General features: G+C 40.8%; 22 protein-coding genes. 18 read left to right on the top strand and 4 right to left on the bottom strand.

The genetic code is table 11. The features are described 5' to 3' along the window. The 10 genes from CVD23_RS21765 to CVD23_RS01340 form a co-directional block, all read left to right on the top strand. On the top strand, positions 1–486 hold a 486-nt coding region (locus CVD23_RS21765), incomplete at its 5' end, for a hypothetical protein (RefSeq protein ID WP_219619903.1). 4 nt (positions 487–490) lie between these two features. Continuing rightward, positions 491–745, top strand: a complete 255-nt coding sequence (locus tag CVD23_RS01380) for a hypothetical protein (protein WP_245917248.1) — start codon at positions 491–493, stop codon at positions 743–745. A gap of 415 nt (positions 746–1,160) precedes the next feature. Further along, the gene (locus CVD23_RS01375; RefSeq protein WP_101575303.1) at positions 1,161–1,940 is read left to right on the top strand and encodes a recombinase family protein; all 780 of its coding nucleotides are present in this window, start codon (positions 1,161–1,163) and stop codon (positions 1,938–1,940) included. A 148-nt stretch (positions 1,941–2,088) separates the two neighbouring features. Continuing rightward, entirely contained in the window at positions 2,089–3,324 is a 1,236-nt protein-coding gene (locus CVD23_RS01370; RefSeq protein WP_101575304.1) for an IS110 family transposase, read from the top strand. Positions 3,325–3,409: 85 nt separating this feature from the next. After that, positions 3,410–3,739 (top strand): HNH endonuclease, encoded by a 330-nt coding sequence (locus CVD23_RS22660; RefSeq protein ID WP_101575305.1) that lies wholly within the window; start codon positions 3,410–3,412, stop codon positions 3,737–3,739. Between the two features lie 21 nt (positions 3,740–3,760). Beyond that, on the top strand, positions 3,761–4,300 hold the full coding sequence (locus CVD23_RS01360) for an SMI1/KNR4 family protein (protein WP_101575306.1): 540 nt from the start codon (positions 3,761–3,763) through the stop codon (positions 4,298–4,300). A 596-nt stretch (positions 4,301–4,896) separates the two neighbouring features. Next, positions 4,897–5,220, top strand: a complete 324-nt coding sequence (locus CVD23_RS01350; protein WP_101575308.1) for a tetratricopeptide repeat protein — start codon at positions 4,897–4,899, stop codon at positions 5,218–5,220. Beyond that, on the top strand, positions 5,136–5,375 hold the full coding sequence (locus tag CVD23_RS22750; protein WP_373270843.1) for a hypothetical protein: 240 nt from the start codon (positions 5,136–5,138) through the stop codon (positions 5,373–5,375). Before CVD23_RS01350 ends, CVD23_RS22750 begins: the two co-directional genes overlap by 85 nt. A 300-nt stretch (positions 5,376–5,675) precedes the next feature. Continuing rightward, positions 5,676–6,404 (top strand): MOSC domain-containing protein, encoded by a 729-nt coding sequence (locus tag CVD23_RS01345; RefSeq protein WP_101575309.1) that lies wholly within the window; start codon positions 5,676–5,678, stop codon positions 6,402–6,404. Between the two features lie 86 nt (positions 6,405–6,490). Further along, positions 6,491–7,171 (top strand): DUF975 family protein, encoded by a 681-nt coding sequence (locus CVD23_RS01340; RefSeq protein ID WP_308303480.1) that lies wholly within the window; start codon positions 6,491–6,493, stop codon positions 7,169–7,171. Positions 7,172–7,430: 259 nt separating this feature from the next. Here CVD23_RS01340 and CVD23_RS21760 read toward each other — a convergent pair whose 3' ends face one another. Then, the gene (locus CVD23_RS21760) at positions 7,431–7,580 is read right to left on the bottom strand and encodes a hypothetical protein (protein ID WP_180955485.1); all 150 of its coding nucleotides are present in this window, start codon (positions 7,578–7,580) and stop codon (positions 7,431–7,433) included. A 508-nt stretch (positions 7,581–8,088) separates the two neighbouring features. On the opposite strand from CVD23_RS21760, the gene CVD23_RS01330 reads away from it, so the two are divergent. The 6 genes from CVD23_RS01330 to CVD23_RS01305 all read left to right on the top strand — a co-directional run bounded on the left by CVD23_RS01330 (position 8,089) and on the right by CVD23_RS01305 (position 13,312). Beyond that, a complete protein-coding gene (locus tag CVD23_RS01330; RefSeq protein WP_101575311.1) occupies positions 8,089–9,267 on the top strand; it encodes an ABC transporter substrate-binding protein in 1,179 nt (392 codons plus the stop codon). A gap of 96 nt (positions 9,268–9,363) precedes the next feature. Continuing rightward, positions 9,364–10,242, top strand: a complete 879-nt coding sequence (locus tag CVD23_RS01325; RefSeq protein ID WP_101575312.1) for a branched-chain amino acid ABC transporter permease — start codon at positions 9,364–9,366, stop codon at positions 10,240–10,242. A 14-nt stretch (positions 10,243–10,256) separates the two neighbouring features. Beyond that, complete coding sequence (locus tag CVD23_RS01320) at positions 10,257–11,231, top strand: branched-chain amino acid ABC transporter permease (protein ID WP_101575313.1); 975 nt, start codon at positions 10,257–10,259, stop codon at positions 11,229–11,231. Continuing rightward, positions 11,206–11,985, top strand: a complete 780-nt coding sequence (locus tag CVD23_RS01315; RefSeq protein ID WP_101575314.1) for an ABC transporter ATP-binding protein — start codon at positions 11,206–11,208, stop codon at positions 11,983–11,985. Before CVD23_RS01320 ends, CVD23_RS01315 begins: the two co-directional genes overlap by 26 nt. Further along, positions 11,985–12,692: an ABC transporter ATP-binding protein gene (locus CVD23_RS01310; protein WP_101575315.1), complete on the top strand. Its 708-nt coding sequence runs from the start codon at positions 11,985–11,987 to the stop codon at positions 12,690–12,692. Before CVD23_RS01315 ends, CVD23_RS01310 begins: the two co-directional genes overlap by 1 nt. Before the next feature lie 428 nt (positions 12,693–13,120). Then, entirely contained in the window at positions 13,121–13,312 is a 192-nt protein-coding gene (locus CVD23_RS01305) for a hypothetical protein (RefSeq protein WP_101575316.1), read from the top strand. 324 nt (positions 13,313–13,636) lie between these two features. On the opposite strand, the gene CVD23_RS01300 is transcribed toward CVD23_RS01305, so the two are convergent. The 3 genes from CVD23_RS01300 to CVD23_RS01290 all read right to left on the bottom strand — a co-directional run bounded on the left by CVD23_RS01300 (position 13,637) and on the right by CVD23_RS01290 (position 16,529). After that, positions 13,637–14,479: a manganese catalase family protein gene (locus tag CVD23_RS01300; RefSeq protein ID WP_101575317.1), complete on the bottom strand. Its 843-nt coding sequence runs from the start codon at positions 14,477–14,479 to the stop codon at positions 13,637–13,639. Between the two features lie 149 nt (positions 14,480–14,628). Further along, the gene (locus CVD23_RS01295) at positions 14,629–16,167 is read right to left on the bottom strand and encodes a solute symporter family protein (protein WP_101575318.1); all 1,539 of its coding nucleotides are present in this window, start codon (positions 16,165–16,167) and stop codon (positions 14,629–14,631) included. After that, positions 16,164–16,529: a DUF485 domain-containing protein gene (locus CVD23_RS01290; RefSeq protein WP_101575319.1), complete on the bottom strand. Its 366-nt coding sequence runs from the start codon at positions 16,527–16,529 to the stop codon at positions 16,164–16,166. Before CVD23_RS01290 ends, CVD23_RS01295 begins: the two co-directional genes overlap by 4 nt. A gap of 364 nt (positions 16,530–16,893) precedes the next feature. Between CVD23_RS01290 and CVD23_RS01285 the strand changes: the two genes are divergently transcribed. Further along, positions 16,894–17,439, top strand: a complete 546-nt coding sequence (locus tag CVD23_RS01285; protein ID WP_245917250.1) for a DUF3267 domain-containing protein — start codon at positions 16,894–16,896, stop codon at positions 17,437–17,439. A gap of 17 nt (positions 17,440–17,456) precedes the next feature. Further along, positions 17,457–17,762: a rhodanese-like domain-containing protein gene (locus CVD23_RS01280; RefSeq protein WP_101575320.1), complete on the top strand. Its 306-nt coding sequence runs from the start codon at positions 17,457–17,459 to the stop codon at positions 17,760–17,762. Positions 17,763–17,865: the final 103 nt, after the last annotated feature.

The raw sequence follows: 17,865 nt of genomic DNA, 5'->3' as shown, positions 1-17,865 counted from the left end.
GAAAGTCCGTATAGTCCACCTATGAGTAAATTAAGAGTGTTAGGCAGAATGGCCTATGACACTTTATTTGTAACAAAAGTTCCTGCGGCTTATAAATCCATTCGTTCTTTTGCCAGTTCTTCAAATAAAAAAGTTATAAATTTTATTAATTCAATTAAGGGTACGGGTAACGATGCAAAGAATATATTTAACTACGAACTCTTAAAAAAGGATTTAAAATACACAGAAAGATACGGATCTCAAGCCCGAAAGGAATTACAAGATGGTAGAATTCGTTATTATGGTGAAATACAACCAGCGACGAAACCTGGTGAAATGATTGGACGAAGGACAGTCCAAGAATTAAATCCAAGAACAGGAAATGTTAGGACTTGGCTTGAAACTTTAGATGGTTCAGGTAAAATTAGACAAGTGAGGCCACAACTTGGAGCCGTTAAGAAACATTATATGTTTGATGAAAGTGGAAATCTAACTAAAAAGTGGTGATATTTTGGAACCAACAGTTGAGGAAATTATTAAGCGACTAAACTTAGTATTAAATGGGTCATTAACTAGAGAAGAAGTTTCAAATTGGGCAGAATATTGGACCCGAAAGTTCATGGATGAACAGGGATTAAGTGAGCGAAAACTGTTAGTATGGAAGTACTTGGATGTTGTTTCCGGCATTGATTTAAAAGATTCCCCTACAAGTTATTTGCATACTTTTGAGGACATTATGGAATGGATACAAAGTTTCAAAGAATAGTAAAACGGACCTTGATTGGCTAAATGCCTTTCAAGGTTTTTTACTTTAGTTTAGATTAAATCAGCAAAATATTTGAGTGGGACAATATGAAAATGATTTGTTTAAGAATCGAGAGCTCATGAAGGTAGTACCATCATGGAGTTTGCTTTTAATGCTAGGATAGAGTGACAAGTACGATAATTAGGCGAGATGACATTTTACATGGCGGGGGTAGTTTTACATGGAATAGCTAATAAATTAACGAGAATGACAAAGCTCGTGGCGATAAACAATAGAATGCGTAAAACGGTTCCTAGTATAGCCTAGGGCAAATAAAAATAGGGTTGTAATTTTTAAAGAGACGGTCGTATAATACTCGCTATTCGTTTAAAAAGCGTTACATAAATTTTAATTTTCGTAACGGGAGGGTGAAAAATTGAACGTTGTCGGGTATATACGAGTTTCAACTCAAGGGCAAGCAAGAGATGGATACAGCTTGAAGTATCAAGAAGATGAAATCAAAGCATATTGTGAAGAACAAGGCTTGAACTTGATACATATTTTTAGAGATGAAGGAATTAGTGGCGCAAAACTGAATGAAGAAGCATTAGAAATTGACAGGGTGGGCTTACAGGAGATGTTGGCTCACCTTTCGTCTGTCCAAATAGATTATGCGGTGGTGCTGAACACAAGCCGATTATGGCGGTCAGATATTGTGAAAGTACTGATACAACGAGAGCTGAAGAAATATGGCTGTGATATTAAAAGCATTGAACAACCCTTTTACAGTATCCATAAGAAAGACCCAAATGATTTTTTAGTCAACGGCTTAATGGAGTTATTAGACCAATACCAACGGCTTGAAATAGCACTGAAACTAACGAAAGGAAGAAATAAAAAAGCGAAAGAAGGTGGTTATGCAGGAGGAAGGGCTACCTTTGGCTATACCAAACAAAAGGGTGAAAAAAAAGAACTAAAAATACATAACGGGCATGCAGAAGTAGTAAAAAGATTATTTCAACTTAAACAAAAATATAAAAAATGGTCACTGTCTAGGTTGGCAGAAGCTCTAAATGAGGAGGGTTATCAAACAACACAAGGTAAAGCATTTACCAAAGTACAAGTGAAACGCATTTTAGACCGACAGAGCTTTTATCAAGGGATTTATACATACGGACAAATACAAGCAAATGGGAAACATGAAGCAATAATTTAAAAGGTTACTTAAAAAAGGGACTCATTTTCTTATAAGTTCTTCTGTAAGGTTGAAAATGGATAGGCTTTCGTACCAATGCGCACCGGATGGTGAACGCTCGAACTAAGGTTGCCGGCATTTTCATTTATTTAAATAGGGGGAAGAGAAAATGCACGAAAAACAGAAATACTTTTATGTCGGAGTGGACTTACATAAACAGCACCATGTGGCGGTTATTATTAATTGTTGGCAAGAGAAACTAGGTGAAATAAAGTTTGAAAATAGACCTGCCGCCTTCTCCACGTTTTTACTGAATATTGATAAACTGATGGAAGAAGGATTGACACCTGTATTTGGTTTAGAAGATGTAGGTGGCTATGGCAGATCGTTAGCACAGTTTTTAACCGATCATGGTCAGGTTGTCAAAGAAGTAAACCCAGCTCTTTCATACGCTGAACGAAAAAGCCATATGACCACACAAAAAAGTGACAGTTGGGATGCAGAATGTGTGGCACGCATATTGGTAAATAAACTTGACCAATTGCCAGACGCTAAACCACATGATTTATTTTGGTCAATACAACAATTAGTTACTAGAAGAAATGCATTAGTAAAGGCCCAAGGTGCTTTAAAGAACCAACTGCACATTCAATTGAGTCATCATTATCCAAGCTACAAAAAGTTTTTTTCAGAGGTAGATGGAAAAACAGCATTGGCTTTTTGGGAACGTTATCCTTCACCGTCTTGTTTAGAAGGTGTGAGTGTTAAACAGTTGACCACCTTTTTATTAGAAGTAAGCAACAATACATGTTCAGTAAAAAAAGCGAATGAAATATTGAAGCTAGTGAAAGAGGATGGGAATACAACAAAAGAACATCAAGAAACACGAAACTTTTTAGTAGAAAGCATTGTGCGCCACATTTTATTTGGAAAGCAGGAAATAGGCAAGGTGGAAAGAGAATTAAAAGAGTTAATGAGCTTACTAGACTTTCAACTAGACTCTATGCCAGGAATTGACCTTGTGACAGCGTCCGCTTTAATTGCAGAGATAGGTGATGTAAGACGCTTTCCAGATGCCAACAAATTGGCACGATTTGCGGGGATTGCGCCTGTTTATTTTGGTTCTGGTGGGAAAGGTAAGGAACAAAAAAGCAAACAGGGAAATCGGGCGCTGCACGCTTTATTTTACAACCTAGCAGTCCAGCAAGTGCAAGTAGCAAAAGGAAGTAAAGTTCCAAGGAATCCAGTGTTCCATGCCTATTACCAACGAAAGCTTAAAGAAGGCAAAACTAAGGGGCAAGCATTGGTTTGCATAATGAGAAGGCTTGTTAATATTATATTTGGCATGATGAAACACAAAACAGCCTATGAATTACCAAAAATGAAAGAGAAAGAAGTAGTTTAATAAGGTTATAAATGGCTGACTTTTTTATTTTTAGCTTTTAAGATTACAACATAGGGGTACGGGTAATGCTTTAGATGGGGTTAGAATAATAAATAAAAAATATGCAGGAGAAGTCTATAAACTAAGTGGTGATCTAGGCAAAAAGTATCCTGAAGGTGTCAAGTTTTCGAAAGATGGCTTTCCTGGTTTCAGTCCTTATTCAAAAGCTAAATTAGAAATAGAGGGATTAATCGGCGACCATTATTATGATTTTAAAAAAGCTAATGAGGTATTAGGTCTCAAAAATACTCCAGCAGGATATACATGGCATCATGTAGAAGATGGAAAAACAATGATGTTGGTTCCAAGTGAGATTCATGGAGCAGTAAGGCACACTGGTGGTGCTTCATTAATTAATAAAGGTCTAAGACCTTAGCAGAAATAGCGGAGGTGTTTTATGATTAACATAGTTTCAAATGAAGGATTTAATGAAAATGAATTAATCGCATTTTCTAAAAAAATTGGTTATGAGTTACCAAATGATTACATTGAATTTTTGCGACACCATAATGGTGGCTATGTAAAAAATAGCATTAGTAGTTATTTTAAAAATGGAGAGCAAAAGTTTATTTTGACATCTATGTGTGGATTAGGGTCTGACGATGATTTAATAAGCCAATTTGAAACATATAAAAATAGAATACCTAATACTTGTATTCCAATTGGAAGAGATGCAGGCGGGAATTTGGTATGTTTAAATCTATCAGAAGATAGATATGGATATGTTTACTTTTCGGATCATGAAGAAGAACTTAAATACGATGAAGGAAAAATAACTATTAATGATTTGTATTTTATTGCAGAAACATTTAATGAATTTTTAAATTCTATTGAGAGAGATGACATACAGGAATCAAAAGAAGAAGGATACAAAGTGAAAAAAGTATGGGTTGACCCAGATTTTTTAAAAGAGTTAGAAAACAACTCAGATAAATAGAGTAAGAATTATTAATTAATAAAACGGTTATCTTTCGGGATAGCCGTTCTTCTTATTTTTAGATTTTTATCTAATTTTGCATATGAAAATATAGGGATAAATAATTGGGTCAAAGTGAGTAATGTTACTTATGAAATTCATAACTCATGAAGGTTGTACCATCATGGAGTATCGTTTGAATACATGGAGAAATGAACAAGAACGAGAAAGGGGCGAGATGACTTTTACATGGCAGGGGTATTATGACATGGCATAGGCAATAAACTAATGAGATCGTACAAGCTCATGGCGATAAACAAAGGGTATTATGAAAGTGTGTCCATTTACTAACTTGGCACAACATTTGTTGGAGCTGAAAAACTCTTCCTGGTTAAATAAGCTAAAACATATGAAACAAATAAAAATGTTTGAAAGAAAAATGATCGAACTATATAAAGGCAGTTATTCCCTCGACACGAATAACGATAAGACGCTTATTTGGTTATATGAATATTACAGCTCCCAGGGACAAATGGAAAAATCAATGGCCGAGGCCGCCCGTTTTCTCGCGAAAAAATGGAGTTTCGATATGGCGCAGTTATTATGCACAGCTCCTTGTGAATAAACATATTGAGGAAGAATTTCCAGACAAGGGCGATGAGCTTCAGAAAGCTGAAAAGCTGTTGCAGGACTGCCTGGACGAACAGCCTGGAAATGCCATTGCCCATTATTTTTTAGGCAAGCTGTATAACGATCTGAACCTTCTTCATAAGGCTGAATTCCATCTCGAAAAAGCGCTTAAAGCAGATTCAAAGGATTATGAGTTTATTATGAAAGCAGCCGGGTCTATGAGAAGCTGGAGCAATTTGAAAAAGCAGAGGAATTCGCAAGGATCTCCATTCAACTGCAACCTCAATTCCTACTGGGCTACAATCAAGTAAGTGTTCTTTGCCACCGCCAGGGAAAAACAGCCAAAGCACTTGCGGTTATTGACGAACTGTTAGAGATGGAAGAAGGATTTTTAATGGCCCACTATAATAAGGCATGTACTTATCCGTCCTTGGCTATGATGCCCTGGAAGCATTCGGGCATCTGAAATTTGCAGTGAAAAACATGGGAAATGACTACTTCAGAAATCTCGCCAGCTCAGATCCGGACTTGGATTGGCTGCGGATGAATAGTTTTACGGCAAAAAAGATGAAACAATTGCTGAAATAAGGTTCCAATGCGCAGTTGCATTAAAGCAACATAACAACCAGCAGGCCTATTTCCGACTTTGGCCTGCTTTCATTTGAATTTTTCGTATACTAAAAAACTGTTTGCCCGAATACACTTTCCGTAAAATGGTTTTTATGCTGCAGGTTCAAAATTAAATGTAGAGGAAGGAGGGGTAAATATGGTCATTGGAGAAATCAAGGAGATTATCCGCCATCCTGTCAAATCCTTTCGGGGCGAGAAGGTTGAAAAAACTACGATTCAATCATACGGTCTCTATGGGGATCGCAGCCATGCCTTTCTGGATGAAACAAGACCGGGCAAGTTTCTAACCGCGACCCAGCTTCCGGCCATGCTCATGTTTCATGCTGAATTTACCGGACCTGAAAGTTTAACAGAGTTCCCAGCTATTAAAATTCAATCTCCTTTTGGCCATACATATAAGTGGGGAGATACGGCATTGCATAAAGAGCTTGAGATGTTATCCAAAAAAACAATTGCGCCGATCCAGTATCGACCGGAGCATGTTCCACTCGGAGCAATTGAAGAAGAGCATCTATTACTCACAACGGATGCATCTCTTGCAAAGCTTGAAGAATTATGGGGAGATAAAGTCGACAACCGGCGTTTTCGCCCGAACATCCTGATCTCCCTCGTTGAAAAAATTCCCTTTACAGAGGATAGCTGGTTTGGAAAGCGAATGTTAATCGGGGAGGCGGAACTGGAAATAAAGAGGCACTGTGAACGATGCACGATCATAGCGATGGATCCTGATCATGGCACGCTTGATCTAACTTTATTAAAAACGGTCGTTCAAAAAAGAAATAATTATTTTGGCGTCTATGCCTCAGTATTGAAGACAGGAGAAATTAACGTGGGGGATAAAATTTCCTTGCTCGATAACATGTAACATACACATCTGTTTCCTCACATTCCCTGTATCGAAAAACGTAGATGATAGTATATTCCTAGTACAAAAGGAGGATACATCAACGCATGAATATGACCATTTCTGAAATCAAGAAATTGGCTTTAAAATCTTTACAGGGCAAATGGGGATTAGCCGTTCTGCTTACCTTTTTGTTATTTTTGGTGAATTCGGTTGTTTCAGCGATTGTTGAAGTCATCTTAAGCGGTGGCTTTAACAATTGGTTGTGGCAGGAACAAACCCCCGTTGCTGTGGATATCGCCAATATCGTAATCTCGATAGTGTTAATTCCGCTCACGATCGCAGCTACCTGGTTTTATCTCAACCTATCAAGATCAGAAGCTGCGAAAATTGCTCAAGTATTTGCGATCTATAAAGACGGAAAAACATCACTTAAGCTAATCGGAGCTTCTATATTGGTATTTATTTTTATCGTTCTATGGTCTTTATTATTGATTATTCCCGGCATTATAAAAGCTATCGCTTATTCGCAAACCTTTTTCCTGCTGAAAGATCACCCGGAGTATACCGTTATTAAAGCGATCACTGAGAGCAGACGGCGAATGAAAGGTTACAAGTGGAAATATTTCTTAATGCACCTGAGCTTCATCGGATGGGGAATTCTTGCCGTGCTTTCATTAGGGATCGGCTTTTTGTGGATTAGCCCTTATATCTCAGCTGCGTGCGCGACATTTTATAATGAATTAATTGATCAGCCAAAGAAAGATACTGTTCTTGTGAATGAATAAAAGCAAAGACTCAAAGTATGAAGGCTTGTAAACTTCGTATTTTGGGTCTTTTTTAGTTTCCTGATCGTTGCAAATTATGGCTGGGCTTATACACAACTCATTTTCACTTAGTTCCGAATTCGCTCATATATTCGGAATTTGGCTGATATATGGCGTTGCGCTCATAAATCAGTAGAACTTCTCATAAATCTGGCGTTCCGCTCATAAAATCGGAAAAACCTCATAAATCTGGGTTCCGCTCATAAACTCAGAAATTCGCTCATAAATCTGCTGTTGCTTCATAAAAGTCGGATATTCTCCCTCGCAGTTCTGCATTCCACTGGAAAAATTTCAAAGACCGCTTATAGGATCTGCTGTTGTGATCAATAATCCCGCCACGGTTCATAAAACTCTTTTTTCCAATCTTCATTTCTTTCGCCTCAATGCCTCTGCTTTTCACTTGATTCCCTGGATTACCCCAATTTAATGAACAGAAATCGGCTCTGTCAAGTATTCGATCGTAAATGCTCTGTTCCTTTTCTGGCTATAAAAAACAGCCGTTGCTTTACATTCGGGTTTGAACTTAATGGTTCCAAAGTCGACAAGGATCACTTAATTTCAGTGACAAATGATAGATCGTGATAACACATACTCTAGACAGAAAACAAGATAAAAATAATAACAGGCCACAAAGCTGAGATATCAAAAATCAACAATTTCTTTTAACAGAGCAAATCAACAAAAGTTGGCTGGGATTTTGATAGCACCGCGACCTTTACATGGATAATTTTAAAAGAAAACCCTCTTATATTTCGTATTTTTGTCATAGACTAATAGGGAATAATCATGTACAATGTTTTCAGAATATTGATTATCTTCATAAGACTCAAAATCAATTTGATCAATCCGAACAAGAGTAAAAATAGGGGGGCAAAAAGATGAGAAAAAGAAAAACAGCAGGAATTTTTATGTCTTTATTATTAATGGCAGGTGTAATCGCCGGATGTGGCGGTGGCGGAGAGAAATCATCAGGTGAAAGCGGTGGAGAGACGATTAAGATTGGTGCCAACCTTGAGCTTTCCGGGGGAGTAGCTTCATACGGCCAATCAATTAATGAAGGGCTTAAACTTGCAATTGAGGAGATTAATAAAGAAGGAATTGACGGCAAAGAACTTGAATTGGTGCCAGTCGACAACAAGTCCGAAGCTCCTGAAGCGACAAACGGAGCGATCAAGCTTGTCAGCCAGGATAAAGTTGCGGCCATTGTCGGGGCAGCAACAAGTACAAATACGCTTGGCCAGGTGGATATTGTCCAGGAAAACAAGATTCCGTTGATAACCCCGACAGGAACAAGTCCGACGATTACAAGTGCTGATGGTAAATTAAATGATTTTGTGTTCAGAACATGTTTTATTGACCCGTTTCAAGGAACCGTGGCCGCTAACTTTGCGACGAAAGATTTAGGTGTTAAATCAGCAGCTATTTTGATTGACAGTGCAAGCGATTATGCCAAAGGGCTTGCTGATTCCTTTAAGGACGCCTTTAAAAAGAATGGCGGAGAAATTGTCGGTGAGGAAGCTTATATCGCCAAGGATACAGACTTCCGTGCCACTTTAACAAGAATCAAATCAAAGAATCCGGAATTTGTCTTTGTACCTGGATACTATGAAGAAGTGGGTCTCATTGTCAAACAGGCGCGTGAACTTGGACTGGATGTACCATTCATGGGCGGCGACGGTTGGGATTCCCCGACGCTAGTAGAAATCGCCGGTGCTGAAGCGCTTGAAAATACGTATATTACAAACCATTATTCTTCCAATGATCCAGATCCAAAGATTCAAGACTTTGTAAAAGCGTTCCAGGCAAAATATAAAAATAAAAAGCCTGATGCGTTCGCAGCACTTGGCTATGACACTGGTTATTTCCTTGCCGATGCGATTAAGCGCGCCGGAAGTGCCGATCCTGAAAAAATCCAGAAAGCACTTGAGGAAACGAAGGATTTAGCGCTTGTTTCCGGAACGATGAATCTTGATGAAAATCATAATCCGATTAAATCGGCAGCAATCTTGAAGTATGTAGGCGGCGAACAACAGTTTGAAACAAAAGTAAACCCATAATAAATCAGCAGGAGCTGAGTTCGGAATAGGGGGGCCTTGTCCCCCTATTCAAGTTTTGTAGGGGGATTATAGTTTTTTCTAGACAGGAGTGCGGTTATGGAAATCATTCAACAATTAATCAATGGCATATCACTTGGCAGTATTTACGCATTGATCGCTCTCGGTTATACAATGGTATACGGGATTGTAAAACTGATTAATTTTGCCCATGGCGATGTGTTTATGGTCGGTTCCTTTGTGGGCTTTTATTCGATTACAATTCTGGAGCTTGGCTTTTTCCCGGCGATGCTGTTATCGATGGCTGTCTGTGCTATTTTTGGAGTATTGATTGAACGGATTGCTTATAAGCCGCTCAGAAATGCTACAAGAATTGCGGCGTTGATCACTGCTATCGGGGTATCGCTGCTTATTGAATACGGAGTCATATACATACGCGGTGCCCAGCCTGAAGCATATCCGGGTTCCGTTCTTCCTTCAACAAATCTTGAATTCGCCGGAATTACAGTTAGCAGCCAATCGCTGTTCATTCTCGGTGTCTCCGTTTTTCTCATGATTGTGCTGCAGTTTATCGTTCATAAAACGAAAATTGGGAAAGCAATGAGAGCCGTTTCCCATGATGCTGATGCCGCAAAATTAATGGGAATCAACGTCGACCGGACCATTTCCGCGACGTTTGCAATCGGTTCTGCCCTTGCAGGAGCGGCGGGAGTCATTTTCGGGACCTACTATATTAAAATTGAACCTTTAATGGGAATCATCCCCGGCCTAAAGGCATTTGTTGCTGCTGTTTTAGGCGGAATCGGCATCATCCCCGGGGCGATGATCGGCGGCCTTTTGCTGGGGGTCATTGAAGCTTTGGTAAGCGCCTCGGGATTTTCCTTGTTGCGTGACGGGGTGGCATTTATTGTGCTTATTCTGATCTTGATTTTCCGTCCGTCAGGCCTGCTCGGCAAAAATGTAAGGGAAAAAGTCTAGGGGAGGGCTGCATGATGGCAATTTTCAAACAAACAAAAGGCTTTTGGCTTTCAATGGCAGCGGCCATTGCTGTATTTGGCATTATCCAGTTCTTATTTATGAATGAACTTTTGAATATTTATTATGAAAATACGCTATTTTCAATTGCAATTAATATTATCCTCGCGGTCAGCCTTCATTTGATCATCGGGATTACCGGCCAGTTTTCAATCGGACATGCCGGCTTTCTTGCCGTCGGTGCCTATGCCTCCGCAATCATCACGATGAAATTGGGATTGCCATTTGGTTTGGCGCTAATCGTTGGCGGGTTGGCAGCAGCAGTTGCAGGACTGATCATTGGGATTCCTTCACTAAGGTTGAAGGGGGACTATTTGGCGATTGCGACTTTGGGGTTTGGTGAAATTGTCCGGATCTTCCTTTTAAACATTGACTATGTCGGCGGGGCGAGCGGAATGCGTGTTTCACCTTTAACGACGTGGCCATGGGTATTTTTTGCGATGCTGATAACGCTGTTGGTGATCAGGAACTTTACAAACTCAACCCATGGACGAGCCTGCATATCGATTCGGGAAGATGAGATTGCCTCGGATGCGATGGGAATCAATACAACCTACTATAAGGTAACTGCATTTGCCCTCGGTGCTTTTTTTGCCGGGGTCGCTGGTGGGCTTTTCGCTCACAACTTCTATATCATCCAGCCGTCAAACTTTGGATTTCTAAAATCGTTTGATATTTTAATCTTTGTTGTACTCGGCGGCCTCGGCAGTATGTCAGGCGCGGTGATTGCAGCGATTTTGCTGACGATCATTTCGACGTTCCTGCAGGACTACTCGGAGACAAGAATGATTATTTACAGCCTTGTTCTGATTGTAATGATGCTGTACCGTCCACAAGGACTCCTCGGAACAAAAGAAATTACATCCTTATTTAAAAAACGGAGATCTGTTGATGGGGGTGCGACAAATGACAGCAAAAACACCGTTGCTTAAGGTGAACAACGCAGGAATCCAATTCGGCGGCTTGAAAGCTGTTTCCAATGTGAATATTGAAATAAGAACCGGCGAACTTGTCGGGCTGATTGGTCCGAACGGAGCAGGGAAAACAACGTTTTTTAACTTGTTGACAGGTGTGTATGTGCCAACAGAAGGCGAAATCGTCATGAACGGCGACAAGCTGAACCACCTTCCACCATACAGAATCACCAGAAAAGGAGTAAGCAGGACCTTCCAAAACATCCGCTTATTCAGTGAACTGTCGGTTCTTGATAACGTAAAGGTTGCGTACCATTCGCTCGCCAAGCATTCGGTTGCGGCGTCTTTGTTGCGCCTGCCTTCGCACTTCGCCGGAGAAAAGGACATGGAAGAAAAAGCAATCGATTTCTTGAAAATTTTCAACCTTGAGCGCTTTAAGGATGAGAAAGCAAAGAACCTGCCTTATGGACAGCAGCGCCGTTTGGAAATTGCACGGGCGCTGGCTGCTTACCCGAAGCTGCTACTATTGGATGAACCGGCAGCAGGGATGAATCCCCAGGAAACAAGAGATTTGATGAATTTGATTGCCTTTATTCGTGAGAAATTCAGCCTGACTGTTTTGCTGATCGAGCATGATATGCAACTTGTCATGGGAGTATGTGAACGAATTTACGTCCTTGACCACGGCCAATTAATTGCCGAAGGTGTTCCCGAAGAAATCCGCAATAATCCAAAGGTGATCGAAGCGTATTTGGGAGAGGAGGTTTCATAATGCTCAAGATTAACGACATCAATGTATTTTATGGAAATATCCAAGCGCTAAAAGAAGTTTCCCTTAATATTGAACCAGGGGAAATTGTGACGTTGATCGGGGCCAACGGAGCGGGAAAGAGCACCTTGCTCAAAACGATATCAGGTTTGTTAAAACCAAAACAAGGGAGCATCGTCTTTGAAGGACAATCGATTGCCGGCAAGCAGGCCCAGATGATTGTCAAAAGAGGCCTTTCCCATGTGCCGGAAGGCCGCCGTGTTTTCTCCAACATGACCGTGGAAGAAAATCTTGAATTGGGAGCCTATCTTCGTAAGGATAAAGACGGGATTCGCAAGGATTTCGAGCGCGTATACGATTTGTTCCCGCGCATGTATGAACGGAGAAAGCAGCAAGCCGGGACGCTTTCGGGAGGGGAACAGCAGATGCTTGCGATGGGCCGGGCTCTAATGGCCAAGCCGAAGCTTCTCTTGCTCGATGAACCATCGATGGGGCTTGCTCCGTTGCTAGTGAAAACCATTTTTAAAATCATTGAAGAAATAAACCAGAACGGAACAACCATCCTCCTTGTTGAGCAAAATGCCCATATGGCACTGTCGATTGCCAATCGGGCCTATGTCATCGAAACAGGAAAGGTAGTTTTGTCTGGAACAGCGGAAGAACTCAACTCAAGCGACCAAATTAAAATGGCGTATTTGGGCGGGCATTAAGTTTGAACTACATTTACCTGGGATTAACTCCGTTTTTATTTTAAATGAAGTTCTTTTTTGAAAAAAGGAGATTAAAAGAGACAATCCAAGATAGCTTTGGTGATTTTTTTTTAAAATCCTTGATTTGCATTGGTGTATTCTACCAACATATTACAAATAATGAAAATATTATATTGTTAAAATACCTGGTTGGTATAAGAGGAAATTAATTAAGCGAAAAATCAAGGGAATTAAGCGAAACTTCGTGTTATTTAAGCGATAAAATCAGGAATTAAGCGAAAACCATCATTAATTAAGCGAAACGGTAATAGGCGAGATTTCCATCGTTCCAGAAATGTCATCCTACGTCTAAAAAAAAGTCTGGCATAACTTTTTTTCCCTGTTATAATGTTTTATGAAGAAATACAATTCATAAAAAGGTGGCCTTTATGGGGAATACTTGTAGGTTTGTTATTAACGCTGTAGGAAAAGGTGGAGAAACATACTATACCCACTGTCATGATAAACATGAGCTGGAAAAATGGATAGCAAACCATAAAGAGAAAATCATCATGGATGAATTAAAGATAACCGATAAAAAACAAAATCCACTGCTAAAATGGGTTTCTCTAATAAAATAAACCAAATCAAACGCCATTCCACTACGGAATGGCGTTTTTTAAAAGAACTTTGCCCTTACTGAAACATTCAAGAGAAATAAACATCCATTTAAATATGAAGAGAAAACTATGATGGACTACAGTTTGTCATGATAAAAGAAGCAGGCCACATCCTGCCTCTTTTCATAGATCCGCCATTTATTAAAAGACAGAAGTAAGTATTGATCTTTGGGTGAATGCTTTAAGTATTGGCTGAGGCATAGCTGGGGTAAATCTTGAGTTCCGCTCATAAATCTTGAGTTCCGCTCGTAAATCTCGAGTTCTGCTCACTCGCTGGAATCTTTCCTAGCATTTATTCATCTTTGGCAGTTGACCAGGAGGAGTATCAAGGACTTGGGGTGGTGCCGGTTTAAGATATGCCGGTTCTCCGTAAGGCTGCGGACATTGTACATATTGGAAGACACTGCAGCCATCCATGGTTGGTCCATACGCCCAGCGGCCTTTACTGCTTTCTTCTCCACGGGACAAATTAAAGAATTTATAGGAAAACTCTCTTCGTTCTCTGTCAATTGGGAAAGTACCAGGAGCTACTACTCCTTCTTTCGCTTCGATTTCTGCGATCGCGGCCATCCATGTATTCTGGTGCATTGTATCCCTTGCTATTAAAAAGGCGAGGCTATCTCTCACAGCAGGATCATCTGTAAGCTCGTATAACCTGGCAGTTTGCAGACGACTTTGTGATTCCGCCGCTAAATTTGCCCGGAAATCTGCCAGCAAATTACCGCTCGCAATCGTATATCGGCCATTCCATGGTACACCTTCACTGTCTTCAGGGAGCGCTCCAAGACCACTGGCAATCAGCTGCCTCGGACTCATCCCTCCCAACACGGCGTTGACAAAAGGGTCTTCTGCAGCCGATTCAACTTCCGAAGCTGGCGCGCCGTCGAGCAGCCGGGCGATTAAAGTGGCGACTATTTCAACATGGCTTATTTCTTCGGTTCCTAAATCCAGCAATAAATCACGGTACTTTTGCTCTGCCCGGCAATTCCATCCTTGCAGAAGATACTGCATCATCACGGTCATTTCACCGAATTGCCCGCCTAATATTTCCTGCAGTTGTCTTGCAAAAGAGGGATCTGGACGTGTTGGTTTCGCTTGATATTGCAGTTCTTTGATGTGATAAAACATACCCAACCTTCTTTCCAAATTTAGTTTGATTGTGCAATACAATGTATCGTATGAAGAAAGAAGAGTATTTATGATCACTAACAATGGTATGTAACACCTGCCCTATCCATTGAAAAAAGAGGCAGCATCTGCCGCCCCTTCCTGAGTCTTTATTGAGAAATATTGTGAATACCAGTATTGGCTTTAACGAGAATTTCGTCAAATTTCTTTGCATCTTCCTTCTTCGAAGAGAGGAGAGTCCCGACAATAGCACCAATAAATCCAAGCGGGATCGAGATGATGCCCGGATTAGTCAGGCTGATCAGCGGTTCACCGACAAGGATTGCCGCGCCCTCAGGAGACCAGATGTTAGGACTAATAATCACAAGAAAAATAGAGCTGAACAAACCAACCAGCATTCCGCTGATTGCTCCAGCTGTATTGAAACGCTTCCAAAAGATCGTTAACAAAATAATTGGCAGGTTGGCACTGGCCGCTACCGCGAATGCAAGCGCAACAAGAAATGCGACATTTAGCTTTTGGGCAAACAGCGCCAGTAAAATAGACATAATTGCAACGCCGATTGAAGCCCAGCGTGCTGCAACAATTTGCTCTTTTTCGGTAGCCTGGCCGCGGCGGACAATATGGCTGTAAAAATCATGGGCAAAGGCTGAGGCTCCGGATAGAACAAGACCTGCGACAACTGCCAAAATCGTTGCGAATGCAACCGCCGATACAAACGCAAACAGAAAATCTCCGCCTAAAGCTTTTGCCAGCAATGGCGCCGCCATATTACCGGCAGCATTGGCCGCAACGATCTCGTCATATCCGACAAACGCGGCTGCTCCGAATCCAAGGAAAATCGTCATCACATAGAAAGCGCCAATAATCCACGTTGCATAAACAACAGACTTCCGGGCCGTAATCGCATCTTTTACGGTAAAGAAGCGAATCAAAATGTGTGGCAAGCCAGCCGTGCCTAAAATCAACGCAAGATTTAACGAAATGTTATCGAGCGGATTCGTAAATTTGTTGCCTGGATTTAAGTAGGCTTCCCCCAATGGAGTAGCAGATTTCATCTGTGTAAACATATTCATCACGCTAAAATCAAATTTGGCGAACACAATGACGGAAATAATGAAGGTTCCAATCATCAATAGCATCGCTTTGACGATTTGGACCCAGCTTGTTGCTGTCATTCCTCCAAACACCACATAAACGGTCATCAATACACCGACGATTAATACCGAATAAACATAGTCAATCCCAAGCAACAGATGAATTAATCCGCCAGCGCCTACGAGCTGGGCGATCATATAAAAGATTGAGATTGTGATCGTATTGAGGGCAGCAACACCGCGTACTTTTTTATCATCAAAACGAGCGGCAATCATGTCAGCCATCGTATATTTTCCAAGATTGCGAAGCGGCTCGGCAACAATGTATAACACGACCAGATAAGCAACAAGAAAGCCGATGCTGTAGAAAAACCCGTCAAATCCGGAAAGTGCGACCATCCCGGCAATACCAAGGAAAGAAGCAGCCGACATATAATCACCGGCAATTGCGAGTCCGTTTTGCCAGCCTGTTAAGCTGCTGTCGGCTGTATAAAAATCACTGGTCGTCTTCGTCCGCTTTGAAGCATAATAGGTAATGACCAGTGTTAGGCCAACAATCAATAAGAAGAGTGTAAATGCCAGCGTGTTCATGCGTTTTTCCTCCTTGCACCCCTTGTTTCTTCAATAACTTCCTCAACAATCTTGTCAAAACCCGCTGCTTTATTCGAATAAATAATACAGAGAGTCCACGTCATGATGAATTGTGCAAAGGCGAACACCCACGCCCAGCTGATTGCCCCGACAGCAGGATTGTTTAAAACCTTTGAATACGCTGTCAAAATCGGAAGAGTAAAATAAAAAGCGAGAAAAAACAAAGAAAAAGGCAGAATGAAATTCTTCTTACTCTTTAGCAGCCTCTGAAAAGACGAGGATTTAGCAATCTTCGAATAATCGAGTGATGCAGCCCATTGTTCCCTTTTTAGATCGGTTACACTTTTTTGATTTAATCCCATACAAATCCCCCTTTGAACGTAAAATGCGCAGGTATGTCCCTGGCAAATTTAATACAGTCTCTATTATATTATTATCTGAAAAATTTGTAAATTCTAAACCATATGAAACTTTCGACACATAGCTAAAATAGTGATTAAATAGCTTAAATTGCTAGGGTGAGATGTGCTTAAACAGTTTGTGGAAAGTCAAATTTTGCTATGTTGCGATACGTTTTTTTCGCAACATTAATCTGTTCGGTCTATATTTTATGCAGCATTATTTAACGTAAACTGACTGCATTATCGGAAATTCTGCTTTAACATAGTATTTATAACGGTTATGATTAAATTAAAAATGGCAAAATAATCATTTAGGAGTGATTGTGTGAACCAGACAGAAAATTCCGGCAAAGTCGTGACATTTTCGATACCTGTAGTAATGGTGAATTCCCTTTTGTTATCGATCTTGATGATGATCATGACTGCAGTTCTCCACAGTGCATTTCACGGGACGGCCAATTTTACAGTCACTACTTTAGGATTTATCCTTTTCTCTCTTTGTTTAATGGTTCTCGTCATCGTTCATGAATTTTTTCATATGATTGGCTTTCACTTTGCTGGAAAAGTGCCGTGGAATGAGATAGCATATGGGGTAGATTTCAAAAAGGGGATTGCCTACGCGCACAGCAAGCAGATGATTACGGTAAAAGCGATGAAAATCGCTTTATGGCTGCCGTTTTTAGTAACGGGCCTGTTGCCGTTTGTTATCGGCGTCATGCTTGACGAAGTTTTTCTGACACTGCTCGGCGCCTTTTTGATAGGCGGCTGTACCGGGGATTTTGCGTTTATTTTTAAGATCCGCAAGTACCGCTCAAATACACTCGTTAAAGACCATCCAACCAAACCGCAATTTACGGTTTATGAACAATAAACAAAGGAGAGATCATGATGGATTCAATTGAAAAGATTACAACGGAAGAACTGAAAAAGAAGCTCGAATCTGGAGATAAATTAGAGCTTGTCGATGTCCGGGAGGATGAAGAAGTCGAGCAAGGAATGATTCCGGGAGCAAGGCATATTCGCATGGGTACGATTCCGGACAACCTCGATAAGTTTGACAAAGATACGGAATACATCTTCATCTGCCGTTCAGGCAGACGGAGCGAAAATGTCTGCTACTATATGAAGGACCAAGGCTACAATGTTCGCAATATGGTTGGCGGCATGCTCGAATGGGAAGGGGAAACAGAATAAAAACACGGAAAGCCGGTTCTCACTGTGAGAGTCGGTTTTATTTTTTGCTTCAGTCTTGCTGCACCGAGCACAGTTCCATCCATGGATATTTCGACCATGCCTT

Source organism: Bacillus sp. V33-4, from assembly GCF_002860225.1.
Lineage (GTDB): Bacteria > Bacillota > Bacilli > Bacillales > Cytobacillaceae > Bacillus_BJ > Bacillus_BJ canaveralius.
Note: the sequence above shows the minus strand (reverse complement) of the source record. Positions and strands in the feature narration are given on the sequence as shown.